At 67.1% G+C, this 23696-nt stretch carries 21 protein-coding genes and 1 pseudogene; 7 read left to right on the top strand and 15 right to left on the bottom strand.

Annotated features, from left to right (window positions below):
• Nucleotides 1–47: 47 nt before the first annotated feature.
• The 6 genes and pseudogenes from EV648_RS28740 to EV648_RS42750 all read right to left on the bottom strand — a co-directional run bounded on the left by EV648_RS28740 (nt 48) and on the right by EV648_RS42750 (nt 6745).
• Nucleotides 48–650, bottom strand: a complete 603-nt coding sequence (locus tag EV648_RS28740) for an MBL fold metallo-hydrolase (protein WP_241995676.1) — start codon at nt 648–650, stop codon at nt 48–50.
• Between the two features lie 254 nt (nt 651–904).
• Nucleotides 905–1651, bottom strand: a pseudogene (locus EV648_RS28735) (cbb3-type cytochrome c oxidase subunit I); the annotation flags it as partial.
• Nucleotides 1652–1980: 329 nt separating this feature from the next.
• A complete protein-coding gene (locus tag EV648_RS28730; RefSeq protein ID WP_132298241.1) occupies nt 1981–2655 on the bottom strand; it encodes a response regulator in 675 nt (224 codons plus the stop codon).
• A complete protein-coding gene (locus EV648_RS28725; RefSeq protein ID WP_132298240.1) occupies nt 2652–4190 on the bottom strand; it encodes an ATP-binding protein in 1539 nt (512 codons plus the stop codon). Before EV648_RS28725 ends, EV648_RS28730 begins: the two co-directional genes overlap by 4 nt.
• Nucleotides 4076–6079 (bottom strand): APC family permease, encoded by a 2004-nt coding sequence (locus EV648_RS28720; RefSeq protein WP_199234870.1) that lies wholly within the window; start codon nt 6077–6079, stop codon nt 4076–4078. Before EV648_RS28720 ends, EV648_RS28725 begins: the two co-directional genes overlap by 115 nt.
• 516 nt (nt 6080–6595) lie before the next feature.
• The gene (locus EV648_RS42750; RefSeq protein WP_158294090.1) at nt 6596–6745 is read right to left on the bottom strand and encodes a hypothetical protein; all 150 of its coding nucleotides are present in this window, start codon (nt 6743–6745) and stop codon (nt 6596–6598) included.
• Nucleotides 6746–6842: 97 nt separating this feature from the next.
• On the opposite strand from EV648_RS42750, the gene EV648_RS28705 reads away from it, so the two are divergent.
• Nucleotides 6843–8333 carry a hypothetical protein gene (locus EV648_RS28705; RefSeq protein WP_241995662.1) on the top strand — a complete coding sequence of 497 codons (1491 nt, stop codon included), beginning with the start codon at nt 6843–6845 and terminating at the stop codon, nt 8331–8333.
• 810 nt (nt 8334–9143) lie between these two features.
• Here the strand turns inward: EV648_RS28705 and EV648_RS44830 are convergent.
• Genes EV648_RS44830 through EV648_RS45310 form a run of 3 tightly spaced genes read right to left on the bottom strand, consistent with a single transcriptional unit; the run spans nt 9144 to nt 10338 of the window.
• Nucleotides 9144–9380 carry a serine hydrolase gene (locus EV648_RS44830; RefSeq protein WP_132298239.1) on the bottom strand — a complete coding sequence of 79 codons (237 nt, stop codon included), beginning with the start codon at nt 9378–9380 and terminating at the stop codon, nt 9144–9146.
• Complete coding sequence (locus EV648_RS44315) at nt 9377–9907, bottom strand: serine hydrolase (protein WP_132298238.1); 531 nt, start codon at nt 9905–9907, stop codon at nt 9377–9379. The genes EV648_RS44830 and EV648_RS44315 overlap by 4 nt, the downstream gene beginning before the upstream one ends.
• 8 nt (nt 9908–9915) lie before the next feature.
• Entirely contained in the window at nt 9916–10338 is a 423-nt protein-coding gene (locus tag EV648_RS45310) for a serine hydrolase (protein WP_132298237.1), read from the bottom strand.
• A gap of 76 nt (nt 10339–10414) precedes the next feature.
• Here EV648_RS45310 and EV648_RS28685 point away from each other — a divergent pair, with 76 nt between their 5' ends.
• Nucleotides 10415–10663, top strand: a complete 249-nt coding sequence (locus EV648_RS28685) for a hypothetical protein (RefSeq protein ID WP_132298236.1) — start codon at nt 10415–10417, stop codon at nt 10661–10663.
• Between the two features lie 596 nt (nt 10664–11259).
• The gene (locus EV648_RS28675) at nt 11260–12540 is read left to right on the top strand and encodes a site-specific integrase (RefSeq protein WP_158294089.1); all 1281 of its coding nucleotides are present in this window, start codon (nt 11260–11262) and stop codon (nt 12538–12540) included.
• 12 nt (nt 12541–12552) lie between these two features.
• On the opposite strand, the gene EV648_RS28670 is transcribed toward EV648_RS28675, so the two are convergent.
• A complete protein-coding gene (locus tag EV648_RS28670) occupies nt 12553–13947 on the bottom strand; it encodes an acyl-CoA dehydrogenase family protein (RefSeq protein WP_241995661.1) in 1395 nt (464 codons plus the stop codon).
• 111 nt (nt 13948–14058) lie between these two features.
• Between EV648_RS28670 and EV648_RS28665 the strand changes: the two genes are divergently transcribed.
• The 4 genes from EV648_RS28665 to EV648_RS28650 are packed head-to-tail and all read left to right on the top strand — an operon-like array spanning nt 14059 to nt 18404.
• Complete coding sequence (locus EV648_RS28665; protein ID WP_132298234.1) at nt 14059–14910, top strand: TetR/AcrR family transcriptional regulator; 852 nt, start codon at nt 14059–14061, stop codon at nt 14908–14910.
• A complete protein-coding gene (locus EV648_RS28660) occupies nt 14907–16184 on the top strand; it encodes an acetyl-CoA C-acetyltransferase (protein ID WP_132298233.1) in 1278 nt (425 codons plus the stop codon). The genes EV648_RS28665 and EV648_RS28660 overlap by 4 nt, the downstream gene beginning before the upstream one ends.
• Nucleotides 16181–17545 (top strand): 3-oxoacyl-ACP reductase, encoded by a 1365-nt coding sequence (locus tag EV648_RS28655; protein WP_370452747.1) that lies wholly within the window; start codon nt 16181–16183, stop codon nt 17543–17545. The genes EV648_RS28660 and EV648_RS28655 overlap by 4 nt, the downstream gene beginning before the upstream one ends.
• A gap of 1 nt (nt 17546) precedes the next feature.
• Complete coding sequence (locus EV648_RS28650) at nt 17547–18404, top strand: MaoC/PaaZ C-terminal domain-containing protein (RefSeq protein WP_132298232.1); 858 nt, start codon at nt 17547–17549, stop codon at nt 18402–18404.
• On the opposite strand, the gene thrS is transcribed toward EV648_RS28650, so the two are convergent.
• From thrS to EV648_RS28625, 5 genes are all read right to left on the bottom strand, one after another.
• A complete protein-coding gene (gene thrS, locus EV648_RS28645) occupies nt 18288–19754 on the bottom strand; it encodes a threonine--tRNA ligase (protein ID WP_255512879.1) in 1467 nt (488 codons plus the stop codon). The two genes, EV648_RS28650 and thrS, sit on opposite strands and share 117 nt — an antisense overlap.
• Nucleotides 19755–19890: 136 nt before the next feature.
• Entirely contained in the window at nt 19891–20820 is a 930-nt protein-coding gene (locus EV648_RS28640; RefSeq protein WP_132298231.1) for an RNA polymerase sigma-70 factor, read from the bottom strand.
• Entirely contained in the window at nt 20817–21749 is a 933-nt protein-coding gene (locus EV648_RS28635; protein ID WP_132298230.1) for an NAD(P)-dependent oxidoreductase, read from the bottom strand. The genes EV648_RS28640 and EV648_RS28635 overlap by 4 nt, the downstream gene beginning before the upstream one ends.
• 82 nt (nt 21750–21831) lie before the next feature.
• Nucleotides 21832–22593, bottom strand: a complete 762-nt coding sequence (locus EV648_RS28630) for an SDR family oxidoreductase (RefSeq protein ID WP_132298228.1) — start codon at nt 22591–22593, stop codon at nt 21832–21834.
• Between the two features lie 128 nt (nt 22594–22721).
• Nucleotides 22722–23561: an acyl-CoA thioesterase II gene (locus EV648_RS28625; protein WP_132298226.1), complete on the bottom strand. Its 840-nt coding sequence runs from the start codon at nt 23559–23561 to the stop codon at nt 22722–22724.
• Between the last annotated feature and the right edge of the window lie 135 nt (nt 23562–23696).

The following is a 23696-nucleotide window of genomic DNA, read 5'->3' as shown; positions in this document are numbered from 1 at the left end:
GTGCATAGTCGCGGATACAACGGCCAACCCACCCGGCCGTCAGGAATCTAGCTGCCTCGGGTGACATCGGGCAGTCGCAAGGTTTCGCCGCGGCCAGGAGCCGAGATGCACCAGTTCTCGTCATCCATCTCGACGCTCGCGAGGAAGTCCGACAACGAGGACTTGAAGACGCGGTAGTCGTCGTAGTGCACGGGCACGGCTAACCGGGGACGAACTCGCCGGAGAATGTCCACGCTTTGTGCGGCGTCCATCGTCACGGTGTGGAAAAGGAAACGGGTGCCACCAAGGTGCATCACCACCGTGTCGATGTCCGGGTGGCGTTTCCGGATCTCGTCCAGGTGGTCTCCGGTCAGAGTGTCTCCACTCAGGTAGATCCGTCGGCGCACAGATCCGCCGGTCCGATGGACCAGCAGCGAGCCCATCACCGGAGGCAGCAGGCCCGCCAGCAGACCCCGCGCGTGGATGGCGGGGAGGGCTTCGATCGTTAGCACCTCTTCGCCTCGCCTCAGCTCATGGACCTGCCACGGCAGCAGTCCCTGAGCCGCGAACCCGTACCGCTTCAGCCGGGTGGCAGCGTGGACGGTGGTCACCAGCGGCACCGAATGATCCAGCTCCCGGCGTGCTATCCGATCGAAATGATCACCGTGCAGTTGGGACAGGACGACGGCGTCGAGTCGCGGAAGGTCGGCCCGGCTGCATTGCTGGCTCGGTCAGGCGCCGGCTCCGCAGGCCCTTACCCAATTACGCACGTTGCCCACGGTGCAGGAAGTTGGGGTCGGTCAAGACGGTGAACGCTCCCAGCCGCAACAGAGTCGTGGCGGTACCGCCGAATGTGAGGCTGTCCATCGCCGAACCCGCTCTCCCTGACCTTTGACTGGCAGCACGCGCTCTACCGAACTGACGCCTACTGGTCGTCCTTTGACTGTTTCAGGTTCTCGAGTCGGCCTTCGTCTTCTCCTGCGTCCAGCAGGTTGTCTGGCGGCGCGCCGCTGTCCGGGTATTCCGACATCGCGACGTGTGGGTGGTGCAGGTCGAAGGCAGGGCTCTCGGATCGGATCCGCGGCAGCGCGGCGAAGTTGTGCCGCGGCGGAGGCGAAGAGGTGGCCCATTCCAGCGACCGGCCCCAGCCCCACGGATCGTCGACGGCGACGAGCGGCGACTTGCGCGACTTGTAGACGTTGTAGAGGAACGGGAGTGTGGACGCGCCGAGCAGGAACGCCCCGACGCTGGACACCTCATGCAAGGTGGTGAACCCCTCGTCGGCGCCGTACGTCGCGTAGCGGCGCGGCATGCCTTCCACGCCCAGCCAGTGCTGCACGAGGAACGTGGTGTGGAAGCCGATGAATAGCAACCAAAAGTGCACTTTGCCCAGCTTCTCGTCGAGCATCCGGCCGGTCATCTTCGGCCACCAGAAGTAGAAGCCCGCGAACATCGCGAACACCACGGTCCCGAAGACGACGTAGTGGAAGTGCGCGACCACGAAGTACGTGTCAGAGACTTGGTAGTCCAGCGAGGGCGAGGCGAGGATGACGCCGGTCAGGCCGCCGAACAGGAAGGTGGTGAGGAACCCTACGGACCACAGCATCGGGGTGTCGAACGAGATCGAGCCGCCCCACATGGTGCCGATCCAGTTGAAGAACTTCACCCCGCTGGCGGGGCTGGACCCGCGTCGAGCGAGTGCCGGCAGAGTCAACACGCAGCCCGGTCCGTCGGGCAGCATTCATCAGCGGTGGAAGCCTGACCTGCTTTCCCGGATACCCCGGCCGAGGCGATAATCGTCTCCAGCCAGCTGTCCTATGAGCATGAGGACATTCTTGACCTTGTCCTAGCGGCAATCGTGGACGATGGGGCTATGACGAACTGGGGATCCCTGGAACTGCGGCGGATCCGGGATGCCGGGTACGACGAGGCGGGGGACGAGCTGCATCGGCTGCTCGACTAGATCCTGCTGCGCCGCCGGACTGGGGCGAAGGCAGTTCGTCACGGTTGGAAGCGGTAGCCCATGCCGGGTTCGGTAAGGAGGTGTCTGGGGCGGGAGGGATCGGGCTCGAGCTTGCGCCGCAGTTGTGCGATGTAGACGCGCAGGTAGTTGGTCTCGGTCTCGTAGGACGGTCCCCACACCTCGTTGAGCAGGTGTCGCTGGCTGAGGAGCTTGTTGGGGTTGCGGACCAGGATCTCGAGCAGGTGCCACTCTGTCGGTGTCAGCCGGACCTCGCCTTCGTCGGTGGTCAGCCGTCTGGCGGGGAGATCGATGGTGAACGCGTCCGTACGGATGATCGGGGCGGTGTCGGCCGGGGCTGCGCGGCGCAGCGCGGAGCGGATGCGGGCGAGTAGTTCGTCCATGCCGAAGGGCTTGGTGACGTAGTCGTCGGCGCCGGCGTCGAGCGCGGTCACCTTCTCCGCCTGTGCGCCGCGTGCAGACAGCACCAGGATCGGCGCCGAGGACCAGCCGCGCAGGGCGTGCACGACCTCGACGCCGTCCATGTCGGGCAGCCCGAGGTCCAGGATCACAAGGTCCGGTGGAAAGCGGGCCGCGACGGACAGCGCGGTTGCTCCGTCGGGGGCGACGTCGACGTCGTACTGCCGGGCGCGCAGATTGATCCTGAGAGCCCGCAGCAACTGCGCGTCGTCCTCGACGACCAGTACCCGGCTCATGTTGCCACCGGCAATGAAAGGGTCATGGTGAGTCCGCCACCGGGCGTGTCCGAGGGCGTGATGCTGCCGCCCATCGCCTCGGTGAAGCCGCGGGCCAAGGCCAGTCCGAGGCCGACTCCGCCCGCGGATCGGTCGTCGAGCCGCTGGAACGGCGCGAACATTCGGTCCCGGTCCTTGGCGGCGACGCCAGGGCCTGAGTCGACGATGCGCAGCAGAACCGATCCTGGCCCTTCGACCGACGCGTGCACGTGGACCGCGGTGCCGCGCGGTGAGTAGCGGCGCGCATTGTCTACCAGATTGGCGATGACACGCTCGAGCAGTCCGGGATCGATCAGCGCAAGGGGCAGATCATCGGGCACGTCGACCTGCACACCGTCGCCGTGGAGGTGGATCAGTGCCCTGGCGACGACCTCGTCGAGGGCGGTCGCGACGAGGTGGACCGAAACTGCACCGGCCTGCAGGCGGCTCATCGCCAGCAGGTTGGAGATCAGATCGTCGAGCCGGTCGGCGGACTCCTCGATGGTCTCGTACAGCTCGGCCCGCTCCGCCTCCGTCCAGGCGACGTCCTTCTGCCGCAGCGTGGACGCGGCCGCCTTGATTCCGGCCAGCGGCGTGCGCAGATCGTGGCCGACCGCGGCGAGCAGTGCGGTGCGCAGCCGGTCGATCTCTGCCAGTCCGCGGGCCTCGCCGGCGAGCTGCTGGGTGTCCCAAGCTCGTGCCGCGGCGATCGCCAACCTGTTCAGCAGGCCGCGGTCCTCGGCGAACAGTTCGGGGCCTTCAGCAACGAGGCGGAGGCCTTGCCCTGCTGCGGCGGTGATGGTGGGATGGCCGTGCAGAGGTGGGCCGACGATCGCGCCGATCTCGTCGTGCTCGCCGCGCCGTACCAGCAACGCCACCGACGTCATCGCGAACGTGTCGCGCACCTGTTCCAGGACGCCTTCCAGCGATCGTTTCGTCACAGGCTGTGCGGCGAGGTCGGAGAGCATCTGCGCCTCCATGCGGCTTCGGACGGCAGCCACTCGTCGTCGTGCGGCGAGGTCCACCGTGACGCTGACAGTGAGCGCGACGAGTACGAACACGATCAGCGCGACCACGCTGTCGCGCTGTTCCACGAAGAGCGTGTGAAAGGGCGGCGTGAAGAAGTAGTTGGCCAGCAGGACCGACAGGACAGCGGCGACAACGGCCGGCAGGATGCCACCGATGACGGCGACGAGGACGACCGCGAGCAGGTACAGCAGTAGCACGCTTTCGAGGGACAGCTGCGAGCGGAGTTCGACGAGGACGGTAGTGACGATCGGTAGCCCGACAACGCCTGCCGCGAGTCCGGCTGATCGCCGTACCGGGGACAAACCGGTCGCCAGGCGCGGCAACGCTCTCCGACCACCAGCGGAGTCTGTACTGTCCCTCTGCGCCACATTGCTTAGCGTGACACAGCAGACTTCGGGGTGTCGCTCGCCTGGCCACCCCCAGCGGACACCACCTGAGCATTCGCTTCCGAACGCCCTCGCACAGCCCCGGAGGAGCCCATCTGCCATGGAACGTTGGTGACCATCACGCCCGGCTGGAACAGCAGCCGTGCTTTGAGTCGCAGTGCGCTCTGATTGTGCAGTAGTTGCTCCCACCAATGACCTACGACGTACTCGGGGATGAAGACGCACACCACGTCGCGAGGGCTCTTCGTGCCGATGTCTTTGACATAGGCAAGCACCGGTCCGGTGATGTCGCGGTACGGCGAGTTGAGGATCTTGAGCGGAACCGGGATTTGCCGCTCATCCCACTCCCGGACCAGGGCCTCGGTCTCGTCGGGGTTCTGGTCCACGGTCACCGCCGTCAGGGTGGTCGGGCGGGTGGCGCGGGCGAATGCCAGGGCGCGCAGGGTGGGCTCGTGCAGCTTCGACACCAGGACGACGCCATGGATCCGCGCCGGCAGCGTCACCCCGCCCGGCCTCGGCCTGGTCTCGATCGCGATCCGGCCGTAGTGGCGCTGGATCCCGCGCATCAGCAGGTACAGCGACGGCATCGCGATCACCACGATGTACGCCCCGTGGGTGAACTTGGTGACGAGTACGACGATCAGCACCAGGCCGGTGACGACCGCACCGACGCCGTTGATGAGCCGGGCGCGGTGCATCGATCGCCGAGCGGCCCCGCTCGGTGCGAGGCTGCCGTCGGATGGCCTGAGCCGGGCCGTCCAGTGCCGGATCATGCCCCACTGGCTGAGCGTGAAGGACACGAATACACCGATGATGTACAGCTGGATCAGCCGCGTCGTACTCGAGTCGAACGCCCAGATCAACAGGCCGGCCAGCGCGGCGAGGATGACGATGCCGTTGCTGAACACGAGCCGGTCCCCGCGCCGGTGCAACTGCCGCGGCAGGTAGCCGTCGCCGCCCAGGATCGACGCGAGGATCGGGAACCCGTTGAACGCGGTGTTCGCCGCAAGCACCAGGATCGCCGCAGTGAACACCTGGACGACGTAGAACAAGATCGAGTCGCCGCCGAACACAGCCGCACCCAGCTGGGCGATCACGGTCCGCTGGGAGTAGTCGTCGGGCGCACCGATCAGCCGGGCGGTGTCGTCCACGACATGCACGTGGGTGGCGAGCGCGAGCGCGGTGAGCCCGGCGAACATGGTGACGGTCAGCCCGCCCATGATCGCCAGCGTGTTGGCCGCGTTGTCGCTCTTGGGCTTCTTGAAGTGCGGTACACCGTTGCTCACCGCCTCGACGCCGGTCAGCGCAGTACAGCCGGAGGCGAACGACCGCAGCACAAGGGCTACCAGCAGCAGCCCAGTCGCCTGGTGATCCGGCCGGATTCCATACGACGCCGACTCCGCCGCGGGCGTGTCACCGCCGGCCATCCGGGCCAGGCCCATAGCGATCATGATGAAGACGCTGATCACGAAGCCGTATGTCGGGATCGCGAATATCGTGCCCGACTCACGGACGCCGCGCAGGTTGATCAACGCCAGTACGGCGACCAGCCCGATCGACACCGAGACCGCGTGTGGCACCAGTGCCGGGAAGGCCGACACGATGTTCGCGACGCCCGCGGCGACTGACACCGCGACAGTCAGCACATAGTCGACCAGGAGCGCGCTCGCGGCGATCAGCGAAGCGTCTCGGCCGAGGTTCGCGCCGGCCACCGCGTAGGCGCCACCACCGTTCGGATAAGCGTGACAGGTCTGCCGGTACGACGCGACGACCACGAGCAGCAGCACGATGACTGCCCCGGCCACCCACCAGGTCAGATGGAACAACGCCAGCCCGCCGAGGCTGAGCATCAACAGGATCTCTTCGGTCGCGTAGGCGTTCGACGACAGCGGGTCACTGCAGAAGACCGGCATGGCGAGCCTCTTGGGCAGCAGTTGCTCGCTGCTCAGCGCGCTGCGGATCGGGCGACCCACCAGAAGACGCTTGGGCACCTGAAGGATCCGACTACTCACAACCCCAAGCCAACCCGACCGGGTGCGACGCAGTTCCTGTCTTGACGCCTTTCTAACACCAGGGCCACCGATCTTGACGCGGCCTTGACGGCCTGTCGCAGGTCGTCAGCCCACGTGGACCCAGGGGCGCTTGGAGCGGTTGGGTTCGGCGCGGCGGAGGACTTCGCGGGTGACTGGTGGTACATCGCCCTCGCCGGAGTTCAAGTAGCGGAAGAGGAAGTGGAACGGGTTCCCCTCGGCCACCCTGCGCGTCCACGCCGGCCCTGAACAGCAGCGTGATGATGCCCATGACCTCGATCCGCGCGATCCGTACCTCGTCGACCTCGCCCGGCACATCGTTCAGGCGACGGCACGCAGATACGGAACCGGCGAGTTGCCTGGCCTCGACACCGGATCAGACATCCCCCAACTGATCCAAGGCGCGGTCAACGCCTCTTCCCCAGCCTGGCGGCGACTCGACACCCTGATCCGCAGCGAACTCCACCTCGCCCGTTCTCAGCCCAGATAGCCGCTGCTCAACAGGCCAAGTGCGAGGCCAGTGCCAATGAGGATGGCGCCGACGACGACTCGATAGCGCAGAGCTGAAACCAGACCTGTGACGGTGAGCATCATGGCGATGATCCAGAGCGTCACTCCTATGCGCACCGCCGGAATATAGCCGCTGCTTGCCCGAACCGGCGGCCTTCTCACAAGTCTCTAACACCGACTACGACCTGGCCCGCAAGTCATGCATCCTGCTCGCGTGACGACACCAGAGAAGTACATCGTGCCGGCCACCGTCCAAGGGTCGCGCGAGCCATGTGCCAATACCCGCGGGCCGGCCAGCTGGCTCCTGGAGCACCGCGTGCAGCCAGTCGGCCCGGAGGCGGGCGAAGGGCACGCGACCCCACACGCATGGTGGAAGGTGATGTGCCTGACTGGTGTCGACTACTTCTCGACACTGTCCTATCTGCCCGGGATCGCCGCACTTGCCGCCGGTGCCTTGTCCCCGCTGGCAACCCTGTTGGTCGTCGCCTTGACCCTCCTGGGCATGCTGCCGATGTATCGGCGAGTGGCCAAGGAGAGCCCTCACGGCCAGGGCTCGATCGCGATGCTGGAGCATCTGCTTCCGTTCTGGCGGGGCAAGCTGTTCGTCCTGATTCTGCTCGGCTTCGTTGCCACCTCCTGGATCATCACCATCACGCTCTCCTCAGCTGACGCGACCGTCCATCTGATCGAGAACCCCTACACACCGGACTTCCTGCACGGCCAGGAAGTCGCCGTCACCGTGGTGCTGCTGCTGATCCTCGGCGCCGTGTTCCTGATGGGTTTCAGCGAGGCAGTCGGCGTCGCGATACCTCTCGTCGCGATCTTCCTCGGCCTCAACGCCGTCGTCGTGGCTGTCGGCCTCTACGACGTCGCCACCGTTCCCGGCGCGTTCTCCGGTTGGGTCGACGCGCTCACCGAGGGCCGCGAAGGATTCGGCGGAGTCGTCGGACCTGCCGTCGTGGCCTTTCCCCTGCTCGTGTTGGGCCTGTCCGGTTTCGAGACCGGGGTCAGCATGATGCCGCTGGTCGCCGCCGACGGCCAGGACGCGAAAGAGCGGCTGGCCAACCGGATCCGCAACACGAAGAAGTTGCTGACCGCCGCGGCACTCATCATGAGCGTCTATCTGCTGGCGACGAGCTTCATCACGACCGTGCTCATCCCGGCCGAGGAGTTCGAGCCCGGCGGCGCGGCGAACGGCCGGGCCCTGGCCTACCTCGCGCACGAGAAGCTTGGCGAAGTCTTCGGCACCGCCTACGACATCAGCAGCGTGCTGATCTTGTGGTTCGCGGGCGCCTCGGCCATGGCCGGCCTGATCAACATCGTGCCCCCGCTACCTCCCGGCCTACGGAATGGCGCCCGAATGGGGCCGAGCCGTACGCCCTGTGGTGCTGGTCTACACCGCCATCAGTGTCGCCATCACGATCGCATTCGGGGCCGACGTCGACGCCCAGGCAGGCGCGTACGCCACGGGAATCCTGGTGATGATGGTCTCCGGCGCCGTCGCGGTCACCATCTCTGCCGTGCGGCGTGGGCAACGGCGCGCGGCCCTGGCCTTCGCCGTCCTCACCCTGATCCTGCTCTATGCGCTGGTCGAGAACATCATCGAGAAGCCCGACGGCATCGCCATCTCCGGCCTGTTCATCGCGGGCATCATCACCGTCTCGCTGATCTCGCGGGTCTCGCGCACCACCGAACTGCGCGCTGATCGGATCGAATTCGACGACGCGGCCCGCGGATTCCTCACCGACTCGATCGCCACGATGGCATCCTCAACCTGATCGCCAACCAGCGGCAGGCCGGCGACGCAGCCGAGTACGCCGCGAAAGAGGGCGACGTCCGCGCCACGGACCCAGTCCCCCACCGCACAGACATCTTGTTCCTCGAGATTGACGTAGTCGACCCCTCCACCTTCAGTGACGTGCTGCGGGTGAAGGGGGTCGAGGTCGATGGTCACCGCGTACTGCGGGCCGACAGCCCCGCCGTGCCCAACGCCATCGCCGCGATCCTCCTCGCACTGCGCGACACCACTGAAGTGATGCCGCAATGTCATTTCGAGTGGTCCGAAGGCAATCCGCTCAGCCACCTGCTGCGCTACCTCATCCTTGGCCGCGGTGACACCGCGCCCGTCGTACGCGAGATCATCCGCCAGCACGAATCGGACCCCGCCCGGAGACCAGGCATCCACGTGGGCTGAGGACCGCGATCAAACCGCTGTACAGACCGCGAGATCCACCGGGTGTTCCTGGTCGGCCCCACCCTTCGGCACAGGGACTCACAGGACCACTGCACACCGCCGATTGCATCGTCGGCTGACTTCGCGACCTGTCATCACAGCGGGAACTGAACCACCCCGGGTTTGATGCACGCGTCCTTCGTTGGGAAGGTGGCATTCATGCCGAGCAAGTACGACGAGCAGACCAAGGCCAAGGCGGTCCGGTTGGTAACCGAGCATTGGGGTAACTACACCGGATCGCGGCTAGTAGCGGACGTTCGCGGAAGACGGGCTCCAAGGCGCCTACCGAGGGGCCGCGAAGAGATCCTGCATGATGGCCTCGGTATTGCGGTCTTGGTCGGGTATCAGGATGGCGGCCGCGAGGTGTCGGGATGGGATGACGGCCAGCATGGTGCTGTAGGCCGGCGATCTTCCGGTGTGTCCGACGGTGGTCTGGGTCAGGTCTGTGAGGAACAGCATCGTGCCGAGGCCGTAGCCCACCTCTGGGAAGACGGTGCCGGGAGTGTCTTGTGTCATCATCGCGTGCACCGTCTCGGCTGGTAGCAGCCGCGCCCCGTACAGCGGTAGCCCCAGCGCGCCAGGGTGGGCGCGTCAGCGGCCATGCCTCCTGCGGCGCCCCCCGCGGTGGCGAGCGCCCGGCACGGCAGGTAGCCGTCAGGTCTCAGGCGCAGGCGGCCGGGTGGCGCAACCAGCGGTGGCGTGGGTCGTTCGACGTCTTGCACCGCCACGCGGTCAAGACCTGCCGGGTCGAGCAGGTCGGCGCGCAGCGCCTCGGCCAACGATCGCCCGGTGACCTTCTCGACCAGAAGGCCCAGCAACCAGTAGTTGGCGTCGCTGTAGGCGGGGCCACCACTGGGTGCCGAAGGTTTGCCCTTCTGAGAGGCCAGGGAGTCTTGCGGCGTCCAGTCCCGACCGGGAGCGGCCATGACCGCGGCGAGCAGCGCCAGGGTGTCAGGCTCGTGGTAGCGGATGCCGCTTTGCATGTCGAGCGCCTGGCGGACGGTTGCGCCGTTGCCGGTCAACCGGTGCTCGACGTAGGTGGACATGGGCGCGTTCAGGTCGACCTCCCGGCGGCGGCCAGGTGCAGTACCTCGGCCGCGGTGAAGGTCTTGGAGATACTGGCGATCCCCATCATCGCCTCCGGCACCAGCAGCCGCCCGTCGCCGCCCCTGCCGGCCGCACCCATCCAGGAACCCTCGTCGGTCAACACCGCCGCGGTCAGCCCGGGGGCACCTTTGCCGGCGAAGAAGGCGTGGTCGCTGACGACCCGGTCCAAAACGGCCTGCAACGCGGCAACTCTCTCCGCGGGGAACGGGCTGGCTGCCGGGTCGGGAAACCGAGACGCGACCCCCAGGGCGACGGTGGCCGCCGACCCGGAAGGCGGTGCCGCGTGTTCACCAGCCGAGGTGCAGCCCACCGCGAGAACCGTCGATGCCGCCGCCATCAAGCGAAGACCGATGCCGAAGTGAGCCACCATGGCGTCACCCCCTTACGCCGGGGCGCACTCGAACGAGCCACACCTACAGGCAATTGTCCTCCGCCCCACGGTGCCGATGACGTTCAACGTCTATGGGACGCCAGAGGCCACACGAATCACCGAGGCGATGTACGCCTGGCTCAGCGCTGGCATGCGCGGCGACAAGCCCGACGACCACGAGGGTGGTCACATCAGGTTGTCCGCCGCCTTCGTCAAGCAGATACGACGCGATCTCGGCGTCGATCCCTGGACTCAGGCGGCGATGCCCGCGTGCAGGATGACCACCCCTCTCGTCCCGATTCAGCCGCATCTCAGAGCGGCGTGAACTGGGCTCCGGCTCAGCAGCTCAGCGTGGGAACGCCGTGGGAACAAAGAGCTGTCGATCGGAGTCGACTGAAGTCAAGATCGACCGAACTGCAGTTGCCTGGTTACACCTGGAGGGGCGCATGTCGGTGTGGTGCGTCGGTTTCCTAAACCGTGCGTCGCACGTTCGAATCCTGCCGGGGCACCACACAAACATGCAGGTCAGGCACTCAATTCTCTAAAAGGCGGCTCTGGATCTCCTGTCGGCGGGGCCCACGAACGACCGCCGCGCCGAGGGCCTGCGTGGCGTGTGATGTGTCAGCGACGGCGCGCTGACCACTGCTCCCACTCTTGCGGTGCCATCGCTCCGGTCAGAGCACCTCCGGACCCAGATGCGCGACTCAGGCGTGTCTCCATCCGCGGTTGTCTTCAGTCGGTGCGTCAGGTCGGACATGCCTGGTGAGCGTCCAGCTTCACGGCTAGCCAGTCAGGGTTCCTTCCGCAAGCTGCCCACACGTTGAGCCTCAAGGGTTGAGCAGTCGGCTGGAAGGCGCGAGGGCGATGGCTTATGTGAAGGATCTGTGGACCCATCCGGTGAAGCAGGCGGATGGCACGGTCGTGCGGGAGCGGAGCAAGAGGTGGGGGCGGGGGAAGCGGTGGATGGCTGGATGGCTGGATCCGGAGCGGAACGAGCGGACACAGGTGTTCAGCACCAAGGTGGCTGCCGAGCGCCATACGGCGGCGATGGAGACGGATCGGGCGCGTGGGGAGTACATCGATCCGAACGCCGGCAAGGTCCGGTTCGAGGTGGTTGCCGAACGATGGCTGAAGTCGCGCGTGATAGATCCGGCCAGCGCGATCAGGTATGAGTCATCGCTGCGGCTACACGTTGCTCCGGTCTTCGGGCCGCGGCAGTTGAGGAGTATCAAGCCGTCGGAGATCGCCGGGTGGATCGCGGATCTGGACGCGCGCTTCGGATCATCGACGGCACGCACCGCGTTCATCGTTCTGCACGGCACGTTGGAACTCGCGGTCGACGACGAGTCGATCAAACGGAATCCAGCCAAGGCAGGAGTCGTGAAGGTCCCAGCGGAGAAGACCGGGAGGGTCGTTGCGTGGAGCGATGAGACCGTGTTCAGGATCGTCGAATGCCATCCACCGCTAGACCGGCCGATCGCGTCCGTCGGCGCGGCATGTGGGCTACGTCAGGGCGAGCTCTTCGGACTTGCCACGCAAGACATCGACTTCGCCGAGATGGTCATCTACGTACGCCGGCAAGTGAAGAAGCTAGGCAGGGACTTCGTGTTCGCGCTGCCGAAGAATGACACCGAGCGGCCAGTGCCGATGTCTGAAGGGACGGCTCTGGCACTCAAAGAACACATCGAGGCAGCCAAACCCCGGCCGTACACCCTGCCGTGGGAGAAGCTGGACGGGAAGCCGCTCACGGTGAAGCTTCTGTTCCGGTGGACGGACGACCAACACCTCCGCGCTCGCACGTACGACGAGCTGGTCTGGAAGCCAGCGCTCGCCAAGGCGGGCGTAATCCCGATGCCGACGAAGGACGCACGCGGCCGGCGTCACTACAAAACCAACCGCGACACCGGCATGCACGCGCTGCGGCACTACTACGCGAGCATCACCCTGGCCGACGGCGTCAACATCAAAGAACTCGCCGAGTACCTAGGCCACGGAGATCCTGGCTTTACCCTCCGCCTGTACACCCACATGCTCCCGTCCTCCCACGAGCGGGCGCGGAAGGCGGTGGATGCCCGGCTGGCTCGCCTCTTCTCCATTCCCTCTCACGGAACTGTGACGGAACAGGCCGCCGGCCGCTCCCCTATTCACACCAGGGAGTCGGACGGCGGGCCGCATCCCGAAGACCTTGGAATGGGCCTCTGACCTGCGGAAACGTCAGCGAATGCGCATACCTGAGATCGCCCGGGAGATGACCAGGCGCTGGATTTCTGAGGTGCCTTCGAAGATGGTGTAGATCTTTGAGTCTCGGTGCATGCGTTCTACCGGGTATTCGCGGGTGTAGCCGTTGCCGCCAAGGATTTGGATGGCTTCTTCGGTGGCCTTGACTGCGACCTCGGACGCCTTCAGCTTGGCCATCGAGCCCTCGCCGTTGCGGTAGTCGGGTTGCTGGCCGCGCATCAGGGCGGCGGACATGAAGGCGGCGCGCCAGACGAGGAGGCGGGCGGCGTCAATCTCGGTGGCCATGTCGGCGAGTTTGAAGGCGATGCCCTGGTTGTCGATGATCGGGCGGCCGAACTGCTCGCGGTCCTTGGCGTAGTCCAGCGCGAACTCGTACGCCGCTCGCGCGATGCCGATCGCCTGGGAGCCAACGATGTGCCGGGTCATCTCGAAGGTCGCCATCGAGGCGTTGCCACGCGAGGCCGAGCCGTTGTTCTCGCGCGCCTTCGCCAGCCGAGCGTCCAACTTCTCCTTGCCACCAAGGACGTTGGCTGCCGGGATCCGCACGTTGTCGAAGAACACGTCTGCGGTGTGCGACGCGCGCAGCCCGTGCTTCTTCAGCTTGGTCCCCTGCTCCAGCCCGCGAACCTCGGACTTCGGTACTACGAACGCCGCCTGGCCCCGGCTGCCGAGTGAAGGGTCGACGCTGGCGACGACCACGTGGATGTCGGCGATTCCACCGTTCGTGGCCCAGGCCTTCTGCCCGTTGATCACCCACTCGTCGGTCTTCTCGTCGTACGTCGCCTTCGTGCGGATGGCGGATACGTCCGAACCGGCACCGGGCTCCGACGAACAGAAGGCGGCGACACGAACGTCATCGGGCGTTCCGTAGCAACGGGGCAACCATTGGCTCCACTGCTCGGGCGTGCCGTTGGAGAACACCGCGGAGCTCGCCAGCCCGGTACCGACCAGGGACATGCCGATGCCCGCATCACCCCAGAAGAGCTCCTCCTGGACGAGCGGCATCAGCAAGCCCGACGGGTCGATGAAGAGGTTGATGCTGGCGTCCATGCCGTAGAGGCCGATCTTCGCGGCCTCCTGGATCACCGGCCACGGGGTTTCCTCGCGCTCGTCCCACTCGGACGCGGCGGGCCGGATCACCGAGGCGGCGAACTCGTGCGCCCAGTCACGGATCTCCCGCTGCTCGTCGTTGAGGTTCAGGTTGAAGGACTGCCACTCCGGCTTCGACCGCTCGGCCGCGAGCTCGCCCGCCATACCCATCACATCCGCCGACACCGCCTCGGCACCGACGGCACCCGGCGCCGCACCAGCACCACCGGTGCCGGCAGAGCCACCGGCCGCAGATGAGTTGGTTGACGAAGACTCGGTCATGGTCATCGATTCCTCCGGAGCGAGCTGCAGGGTGATCGTTCGGCAGAGATGTTACCCACGAGTGTAACTATCGTTTGCACCGAGGGGTACCGGTGTGTCTAAGATCGGTGCATGAGCTCCGCGCTGCTCGCGATCGGACGCCGCCGGACCACGGCGGAGCGTCGGCGCGACCGGGAGCGGGACATCATCCGCGCCACCCGCGAATTGTTCGACGAGCGCGGCACGATCGACGCCCAGATCGACGACATCGCCAAGCGCGTCGGCATCAACAAGGCGCTGATCTACCGGCACTTCGCCGGCAAGGAAGAACTGTTCGCGCTCACCCTGGTCGACTACCTCGGCGAGCTGGACGAGCGGCTGCAGGCCGTTGACGGGCCGCGCCGGGCGCCGATGAACCGGTTGCGCTCACTCAGCGAGGTCTTCGTCGACTTCTGCCTGGAGTATCCGGCCTTCGCGGACTGCGCGATGAGCCTGCTCCGGCGCACCGGCGAGGAGCTGTTCGGCGAGATCACCGAGCCGGTGATGACCAAGCTCGGTACTGCGATGGCCACCGCGCTCGAGCGGATCTCGGCCATCCTGAAGGCCGGGCAGAAGGCGGGCGTGTTCGACGAGGTCGACACCGACTACCTGGCCAACCACCTCTACACCCAGACCCTCGGCGCGATGCACATGGCCCGGATGGGCCTGATCGTGTCCCGCACCGGGCCGGGCCCGGACAAGATCCCGGGTCACCCGGTGGTGCACCAGGCCGACATCGCCACCGTCCGGTCCACCGCGATCACCGCGACCCTCGCCACCGCCGTCGGCCGCCTCGCTTTCGCCGGTACGCCGGGCAGCAGGCCGACCAGGTCCGCCCCAAACGGCAAGGTCAGCACCAAGGCCGAAGAAACCACGAAGACCGGCAAGACCGTCAAGGCCACCGCCCGGCGCTCCACCTCACGAACAGCAGGAGAGAACCCGTGACCGAGACCCGCAAGGTGGCCGTTGTCGCCGGCAACCGCATCCCCTTCGCCAGGCAGGACACGACGTACCGGCACGCCTCCAACTCCGACATGCTCACGGCCGCCCTCAACGGTCTGGTCGACCGCACCGGACTAGGCGGCCAGGAGCTCGGCGAGGTGGTCGCCGGCGCAGTGCTGAAGCACGCGCGCGACTGGAACATGGTCCGCGAGGTGGTCCTCGGATCGAAGCTCGCGGCCACCACCCCGGCGTACGACATCCAGCAGGCCTGCGGTACCGGGCTGGAGGCGGCGATCCTGGTCGGCAACAAGATCGCGCTCGGCCAGATCGAGGCCGGCATCGCGGGTGGTGTCGACACCGCCTCCGACGCGCCGGTCGCGGTCAACGACGACCTGCGCAACATCCTGCTCGACCTCAACCGCGCCAAGAGCCTGCAGGACCGGCTGAAGGTGCTCACGCGCGTCCGGCCGAAGGCGATCATCCCGGAGATCCCGCGCAACGCCGAGCCGCGGACCCGCAAGTCGATGGGTGAGCACGCCGCCCTCACCGCACTCGAGTGGGGCATCACCCGCGAGGCGCAGGACGAGCTCGCGTACCGCTCCCACATGAACCTCGCCGCGGCGTACGACCGGGGCTTCCAGGACGACCTCATCACGCCGTACCTGGGTCTCGAGAAGGACCAGAACCTCCGCCCGGACACCACGGTCGAGAAGCTCGCCAAGCTGAAGCCGGTCTTCGGCAAGGGCGAGACCGCGACGATGACGGCGGGCAACTCCACTCCCCTGACCGACGGCGCGTCCATGGTGCTGCTGTCCACCGACGAGTGGGCCGCCGAGCGCGGGCTGCGCCCCCTGGCCTACTTGACCCACTCACAGACGGCTGCCGTCGACTACGTGAAGGGTGCCGAGGGCCTGCTGATGGCTCCCGCGTACGCCGTACCCCGGATGCTGGCGCGCGCGGGTCTGACCCTGCAGGATTTCGACTACTACGAGATCCACGAGGCGTTCGCATCGCAGGTGCTGGCGACCCTGAAGGCGTGGGAGGACCCGATCTTCTGCAAGGAACGGCTCGGCCTGGACGCCCCACTGGGCGAGATCGACCGGTCCAAGCTGAACGTGAACGGCAGTTCGCTGGCGGCCGGGCACCCGTTCGCCGCGACCGGCGGCCGGATCGTGGCCGCACTGGCCAAGCAGCTGGACGAGAACGGCGGTGGCCGTGGCCTGATCTCGATCTGCGCCGCCGGTGGCCAGGGCGTCGTCGCCATCCTCGAGAAGTGAAGAAGCAGGAGCAACTGATGACGGACCGCTACCAGACTTTCACCCGGACGCCGCTGGGCCGGACGCTGGTCAAGAACCTGGGCCTGCCCGACCCGACCCCGCTGCCGCGCTGGACCGAGGGTTCGTCGGTGATCGACGGCCCGGTGGTATTCGGCGCGATCAGCGAGACCGACACCGGCAAAGCGATCCAGGCCCTGCTGCGAGACATCGGAGCCACCTTCAGTACTGCGGCCGAGGGCGTCGCCTCGAGTGAGTTGCGCCCCAAGGCCCTCGTGTTCGACGCGACAGGCGCCACCTCCACCGCGGACCTCACCTCGCTGCAGCGGTTCTTCTCCCCCGTCATCCGCCAGCTCGGTACTGCGGGCCGGGTGATCGTGGTCGGACGGACTCCGGAGCTGTCGGCGGCGCCCGAGCAGCAGGTCGCCCAGCGTGCGCTGGAGGGATTCACCCGGTCGCTCGGCAAGGAGGTGAAGCGCGGAGCCACGGTCAACCTGGTCTACGTCGCACCTGACGCCCACGACCAGCTCGACTCGACCTTGCGGTTCTTCCTGTCGCCCAAGTCGGCGTACGTGAGCGGCCAGGTGGCCCGAATCGGCGCGGGTCCGCTCGTCGGGAACGGCCCTGCCGCGCCGCTCGCGGACAAGGTCGCCCTCGTCACCGGAGCAGCTCGGGGTATCGGGGCCGCGATCGCCAAGACCCTGGCTCGCGACGGAGCCACCGTGCTCGGCGTCGACGTACCGCAGAACGCCAACGACCTGCGCAAGGTGATGTCCTCGATCGGCGGCAGCGAGTTGCTGCTCGATGTCACCTCGATCGACGCCCCGCAACGGATCGCGGCGGCCGGCGCGGAGCTCGGCGGCCTCGACATCGTCGTCCACAACGCCGGCATCACCCGGGACAAGCGGCTCGCGAACATGCGGACGGACGCCTGGGACGCGGTGCTCGATGTCAACCTGCGCGCGCCCGAGCGGATCACGGCGCAGCTGCTGGAGTCGGGCGCATTGAACGATGGCGGCTCGGTGGTCGGCGTCGCCTCGATCGCCGGGATCGCGGGCAACAACGGCCAGACGAACTACGCGACCTCCAAGGCCGGTGTGATCGGTCTGGTCCAGTCGCTCGCGCCGCGGCTTGGCGATCGGCAGATCAGGATCAACGCGGTCGCACCCGGGTTCATCGAGACCGAGATGACCGCGAGGGTACCGTTCGCGATCCGCGAGGTCGGCCGCCGGATCAACTCGTTGCAGCAGGGCGGGCTACCCGTGGACGTCGCCGAGACGATCGCGTGGTTCGCGGATCCGGCCTCCGCGGGAGTCACCGGCAACGTGGTCCGCGTCTGCGGCCAGAGCGTGCTCGGAGCCTGAGATGCCCACCCGACGGTACGACGACACCCCCGGGTTCGGTTCGCTGTACGCCCGCACGGTGAAGGCGACCTTGCGCAAGGCGGAGTACGAGCCCGACACCGACGGCCTGACGCTGGAACTGCCGCACGCGGCGATCGACCAGGACCATCTCACGGCGTACCGGGAGGTGACGGGGTTCAGCGCGGGACCCGCCCTGCCGGTCACGTATCCGCATGTTCTGGCGTTCCCGCTGCACCTGGACCTGATGTCGGACCCGTCGTTCCCGTACAAGCCGATGGGCATCGTTCACCTGGCGAACACCATCACCCAACTGAAGCCGCTGCCGATGCACGCGGACTACGCGATCCGCGTGCACAGCAGTCCGGAGCGCCCGCACCCGAAGGGCACCATCTTCGACGTGATCAGCGAAGTGCGGGTGGACGACGAGGTGGTGTGGACTGACTCCACCACCTTGCTCAGCCGGTCCTCGGGCACCCCGTCCGCGCACACCGATCTACTGCCGGACCTTTCGCTGGAGCCGTCGGCGTTCTGGGACCTGCACGGCAACCTCGGCCGCCGGTACGCCGCTGCTTCCGGTGACCGCAATCCGATCCATCTCTGGAAGCTCTCGGCGCAGGCCTTCGGGTTCCCGCGCCAGATCGCCCACGGGATGTGGGCGAAGGCGGCGTCGCTCGCGTCGATCCAGCGCGGCGGCGGTCTGCCCGACGCCTACACGGTCCGCGTCGACTTCCGGAAACCGCTGCTACTCCCGTCGCGGGTCCAGTTCGGCAACCAGCGGACCGGCGAGGCCGTGGACTTCGCGCTCTACAACGACGACCACACCGTCACCCACCTCATCGGCCAACTCCAGCCCCGCTGACCGGACGTCCAGGCCATCAATCGCGGCCTCCCCGGGCTGCGGCACGCTCGGCCCCGGGCTGGGCGCGGGCAATTGATGGCGTGGAGGTTCACCCCTCCGCAGCGGATCAGCGCTCGCCGCGAGATCTCGCAGTACTGCGGCCGCGGGTGCCGCGGGGTGCTGGCTTCCGTCACGGTCGCGGATGGCGATCTCGCCGGCAGCAGCCTCGCGTGGACCGATGACCGCCAGATGCGGGACCAGCCGGTTCTGGCGAATCCGCGCGCCCAGGCTGCCCTCCTCGGCGTACGCGATCTCTGCTCGAAGACCGAGGTCAACCGCCTGCCGGAGAACCTTGGCGGCTGCTTCCTCCTCCTTGTCAGAGATCGGGAGTACGACGAGCTGGACCGGGGCGAGCCAGGACGGGAACGCGCCGCCGTGTACTTCGATCAACTGGGCGACGGCGCGCTCGATGCTGCCGACGATCGCGCGGTGCACCATCACCGGGCGATGCTTGTTGCCATCGGCACCCATGAACTCGAGCCCGAACGCGGCCGGCTGGTGGAAGTCCACCTGAATGGTCGACAGACTGGACTCGCGACCGGCCGAGTCCTCGACCTGGATGTCGATCTTCGGTCCGTAGAACGCGGCCTCCCCCGGCGCTTCCTCATACGCGATTCCCGCACCGTCGAGGACATCCCTCAGCAGGCTGGAGGCTCGCTCCCAGCTCTCGGCGTCCCCGACGTACTTGCTGGCCGGATCGCCGAACTTCGCGTCCTCGGCAGGCAGCGACAACAGATAGCGGGAGGCGCTGATACCCAGATCGCGATAGGCCTGGTTGATCAACGCGAGCGCCGCACCAGCCTCTTCGGCAACCTGGTCCAGGCTGCAGAAGATGTGCCCGTCGTTGAGCTGGATCGCCCGAACTCTGGTCAACCCACCGAGAACACCGGACAGCTCCGAGCGGTACATCCCGCCGAGCTCGGACATCCGCAGCGGCAGTTCGCGATAGCTGTGCGCCCGCGATCGGAACATCAGCGCGTGGTGCGGACACAGGCTCGGCCGCAGCACCACCTGCTCTCCCCCGACGTCCATGGGCGGATACATATCCTCGTTGTACTTCGCCCAGTGGCCGGAGATCTCGTAGAGCTCGCGCTTGCCGAGCACGGGTGAATACACCTGCTGGTAGCCGGCTCGTCGTTCGACGTCGACGATGTACCGCTCGATCGCCTGCCGGATCGCCGCACCAGCAGGCAGCCAGTACGGAAGACCGGCACCGATCAACGGGTCCGAGTCGAACAGGCCGAGCTCCCGGCCGAGCTTGCGATGGTCGTACATGTGAACACTCCTCAGATGGTCGAGACGAGTGCCCACACGACGAAGCCCCGGGGCACTCGCCCCGGGGCTTCGATCAACAGTCAGCTGTCAGCGCGCCGGGACAAACTCCGACGTCGTCGTCACCACTACGCGCTTGATCATGATGAATAAGTTAGCAGACGAGGGAACCGATTTATTCCGGGTCTGTGGGACGGCGGGCCTGGTTCGCTTCGCGGAGGGCCGCCCAGGGGTCCGCCCCGGGACCCACATGGCCCAGCTTGTCGGGGTTGTTGACTGTGCGGATCGTCTGGATCTGTCCGTCGAGGACGTCGAGCGCCCAGGTGCTGAGGATCTTGCCGTCCCGGTCGCGGAAGATCGCGCCCGGCTGGCCGTTCACCTCGTGCGGCTCCACCTTCGCTCCGATCCGAACGAACAGCGAGACGAGCCTGGCGAGCACCCGGGCCACGCTTTCGGTACCGCTGAAGCGGTCGGCCCATTGCGGGGCCTTGCCGCCACCGTCGGCGACCAGCTGTACGTCGGCGGCCAGCAACTCGGTCAGCCCGTCGACATCCCCGTCCCGGAAGGCGTCGAGGAATCGCCCGGCGAGCTCCTCGCGCTCGGTTCGGTCGGCATCGAACCGGGGTCGGCCCGCGTCCATGTGTCGGCGCGCTCGTACGGCGAGCTGGCGGCACGCCGCCTCAGAGCGCCCCACCGCCGACGCGACCTCACCGAAGCCGAAACCGAACACCTCCCGCAATACGAAGACCGCCCGTTCGAGCGGGCTGAGCCGCTCCAGCAACAACAGGGCCGCCATCGACAGCGAGTCGGCCAGCTCCGCCGAACGCTCCGGGTCCTGGTAGGGGTCGGTCAGCAGCGGCTCCGGGAACCACGGCCCGACGTACTCCTCCCGCCGGACGCGGGCCGACCGCAGTACATCGATCGAGATTCTGGTCACCACGGCCGACAGAAAGGCTTTGGCCGAGGCGGGCTGTGTCGGGGAGGCCTCGTAGCGCAGCCAGGTCTCCTGGACCGCGTCTTCGGCCTCGGCCACACTGCCCAGGATCCGGTAGGCGATCGAGAAGAGCAGCGGCCGCAGGTCTTCGAACTCCTCGGTGCGGGTCATGCCAGCTCAGCCTTGAATCCCTGCCGCCACGACGGGTACTGCAGCTCCCAGCCGAGCTCCCGCTTGGCTTTGGCGTTCGAGAAGCCACGCCCCTCGGTCATCATCGTCACCGCCACTTCCCCGGCCAGCGGTCGCGCTAGCCAGGTGGGGACCCGCATCGGCCGCCTCGCTCCCGCGCATGCGGCCAGGTAGGGCAGCCACTCGTCGGCCGGGGCCGGTTCATCGTCGACGATGTTGAACACACCCCTGGCCTCCTTCTCCACGGCCAGAACGGTAGCGCTCGCCGCGTCGTCGAGATGCACCCATGAGCAGTATCCGGCGCCGCCCCCGACAATCGGGAACTGCCGCTTGCGCACGGGCTCGACCAGGTCGTCGGTGGCGCCTGGCCCGTAGAACCAGCCGTACCGCAGTACTGCGCCGCCGGCCTTCAGGACCACGTCCTCGACGTGACCGATCGCCTTCATCCCGGGTTCCGCCGGCGTCCCCGTCATCGGGTCGGTCGGGTCCTGCTCGGTCTTCACCCAGCCGCCCTCACGGATGCCGTTCCAAGCGGCGTAGCTCTGCGCGACGAAGTTGGTCACGCCGGTCGCCTCGGCGGCGGCCAGCAGGTGGTCCGTCCCCTCGAGGCGCAGCCGGTTGGTGCCGGCGAACCACTGATCCATGTGCTTCATGTCGGGCTTGCCGGCATGCGCCACGGAGATCGCGGTCATCTGGTGCACGATCACCTCTGGCCGGGCCTTGGCCACCGCCTCACCGACCGATGCCGCATCCAGCCCATCCATCACGACCGCCTCGGCGCCCAGCTGCTCCACCAGACCCAGCTTGGCCGAGCTCGTCGTCGTTGCCGTCACCTGGTGGCCACGGGCAACCAGCTGGGGCACCAGCCGCCGCCCCAGAACCCCGGACCCACCAGCCACGAACACCCGCATGACCATCACCTTTCCAGATCTCAGAACTGCCTTCGAACCCGAGACGAGACAGCCCCTCCCAGCTGTGACATCAGGGCCGGCATCACCAGGGCAGGGGGCCCTCCGCGCTGAAGAACCCGGCGGTCGGTCCATCAGCGCCGAGTGTGGCCAGGCGCACCAAGACCTCGGCGCCCTGCGCGACCGTGAGGAACCCGGTGTGGTTGTTGCTGTCCGTGTCGACGTAGCCGGGGGCGACGGCGTTGACGAGGATGCCGTCCTTCCGCAGCTCGTTGGCGTACTGCACGGTCAGCGCGCTCAGCGCGGTCTTGGACGGCGAATACGCGGCCGACGACAGCAGTGATGCCATCGGGCCGTCCGGGTCGCTGGTGATGGTCAGCGACGCGGCATGACTGCTGACGTTGACGATGCGCGGCGCCGGCGACCGCCGCAGCAGCGGCAACATGGCATTGGTCACCGCGATCACGCCGAAGACGTTGGTCTCGAACACCGCCCGGACCATGTCCAGGTCGACGGAGCTGGGGACCTGATCGTAGGCGTCCTGGGGCGAGACCTGCCCGGAACCGGTGATGCCGGCGTTGTTGATCAGCACGTCGAGGTGGCCGAAGCGCTCCTCGACCTGCTTCGCAGCCTCCTGCACGGTGGACGGGTCGGTGACGTCCAGGGTGACCGCGTGCACGTCGCCGGCCGCGCGCAGCGCCGCGGCAGCCTCCTCGCCGCGCCGCGGGTCCCTGGCGCCGATCAGAACCGTCATCCCCAGCTCAGCGAGTTGCTCGGCAGCCCCACGGCCGATCCCCTTGTTTGCCCCGGTGACCAGCGCGATCTTCTGGTGGGTGTTCTCACTCATGACCAGTCCTTGCTATCAGGTGGTGTGTTCTTCTCAGAACCTGTCTTCGACACCCGAGACGAGACAGCACGGCCACCTGTGACATGCGGCGGTGGGTGGATCAGGCGAGGCGTTTCGCGGGTCTGGAACTAGTCGTCCAGGTCCAGGCCGACGGGGCGGATAAGGCCTTCCTGGGCTACTGAGGCGACCAAGCGGCCGTCTTGGCTGAAGAGGCGGCCGGTAGCGAATCCTCGGGCGCCCGAGGCGGACGGGGAGACCTGGTCGTACAGGAGCCACTCGTCGGCGCGGAAGTCGCGGTGGAACCAGAGGGCGTGGTCGATGGAGGCCGGCTGGATGCGGCGGTCGCCGATGATGATGCCGTGCGGGAGCAAGCTTGCCCCGAGCAACGTCAGGTCACTCGCATAGGCCAGAACGCAAGCGTGCAAGGCCGGCTCGTCCGGAAGCTTGCCTGCGGCCCGGATCCAGAACTGCCGCCCGGTGAGCCCGGCCAGCCGTACGTCGAGCGCGGCCCACTCCTTGTTCCAGTCCTCGGCCTTGCGCCCTGACGCTGCCTCGAAGACCGACGCGAGGGTCGGCGCCTCGTCCGGCGGGAGGAGGTCCGTCGGCATCGGGTCCGAGTGGTCCAGCCCTGGCTCCGGCACCTGGTAGGAGGCGGACATGTAGAAGATGGTCTTGCCGTTCTGCGACGCGACCACCCGTCGGCTGCTGAACGACCGCCCGTCGCGGATCAGCTCGGGCTTGTAGACGATCGGTACCGAGGTGTCGCCTGGGCGCAGGAAGTACCCGTGCAGCGAGTGCACGATCCGCTCGGGATCTACCGTCCGGCTGGCCGCCACCAGCGCCTGGCCGAGCACCTGCCCGCCGAACACCCGCTGTGCGGAGGTCTGCGGTTGCCGGCCACGGAACAGGTCGACGTCGATCATCTCCAGGTCGAGCAGCTCGACCAGATCCTCCAGCGACTCAGGCATGTCTCATCCTGACAGCTTCAGCTGTCAAGACGGGTCACCCGGGCGGCGGCCAACCGGCGTACGGGATGTGGTTGTTGTCACCTCAGCTGTTTAGGAGAGCTTTCGGTCGCACTCGGTAACTCGATGAACGCTCCC

This window comes from Kribbella sp. VKM Ac-2568 (assembly GCF_004345365.1).
Lineage (GTDB): Bacteria > Actinomycetota > Actinomycetes > Propionibacteriales > Kribbellaceae > Kribbella > Kribbella orskensis.
Note: the sequence above shows the minus strand (reverse complement) of the source record. Positions and strands in the feature narration are given on the sequence as shown.

What these genes read in the sequence shown, in the direction of transcription:
- EV648_RS28730 (WP_132298241.1), bottom strand. Translation starts at nt 2,655, where the DNA reads ATGAGCCGGGTACTGGTCGTCGAGGACGACGCGCAGTTGCTGCGGGCT.
- EV648_RS28725 (WP_132298240.1), bottom strand. Translation starts at nt 4,190, where the DNA reads ATGGCAGATGGGCTCCTCCGGGGCTGTGCGAGGGCGTTCGGAAGCGAA.
- EV648_RS44830 (WP_132298239.1), bottom strand. Translation starts at nt 9,380, where the DNA reads ATGATGACACAAGACACTCCCGGCACCGTCTTCCCAGAGGTGGGCTAC.
- EV648_RS44315 (WP_132298238.1), bottom strand. Translation starts at nt 9,907, where the DNA reads ATGTCCACCTACGTCGAGCACCGGTTGACCGGCAACGGCGCAACCGTC.
- EV648_RS45310 (WP_132298237.1), bottom strand. Translation starts at nt 10,338, where the DNA reads ATGGTGGCTCACTTCGGCATCGGTCTTCGCTTGATGGCGGCGGCATCG.
- EV648_RS28685 (WP_132298236.1), top strand. Translation starts at nt 10,415, where the DNA reads ATGACGTTCAACGTCTATGGGACGCCAGAGGCCACACGAATCACCGAG.
- EV648_RS28670 (WP_241995661.1), bottom strand. Translation starts at nt 13,947, where the DNA reads ATGACCGAGTCTTCGTCAACCAACTCATCTGCGGCCGGTGGCTCTGCC.
- EV648_RS28665 (WP_132298234.1), top strand. Translation starts at nt 14,059, where the DNA reads ATGAGCTCCGCGCTGCTCGCGATCGGACGCCGCCGGACCACGGCGGAG.
- EV648_RS28650 (WP_132298232.1), top strand. Translation starts at nt 17,547, where the DNA reads ATGCCCACCCGACGGTACGACGACACCCCCGGGTTCGGTTCGCTGTAC.
- EV648_RS28640 (WP_132298231.1), bottom strand. Translation starts at nt 20,820, where the DNA reads ATGACCCGCACCGAGGAGTTCGAAGACCTGCGGCCGCTGCTCTTCTCG.
- EV648_RS28635 (WP_132298230.1), bottom strand. Translation starts at nt 21,749, where the DNA reads ATGCGGGTGTTCGTGGCTGGTGGGTCCGGGGTTCTGGGGCGGCGGCTG.
- EV648_RS28630 (WP_132298228.1), bottom strand. Translation starts at nt 22,593, where the DNA reads ATGAGTGAGAACACCCACCAGAAGATCGCGCTGGTCACCGGGGCAAAC.
- EV648_RS28625 (WP_132298226.1), bottom strand. Translation starts at nt 23,561, where the DNA reads ATGCCTGAGTCGCTGGAGGATCTGGTCGAGCTGCTCGACCTGGAGATG.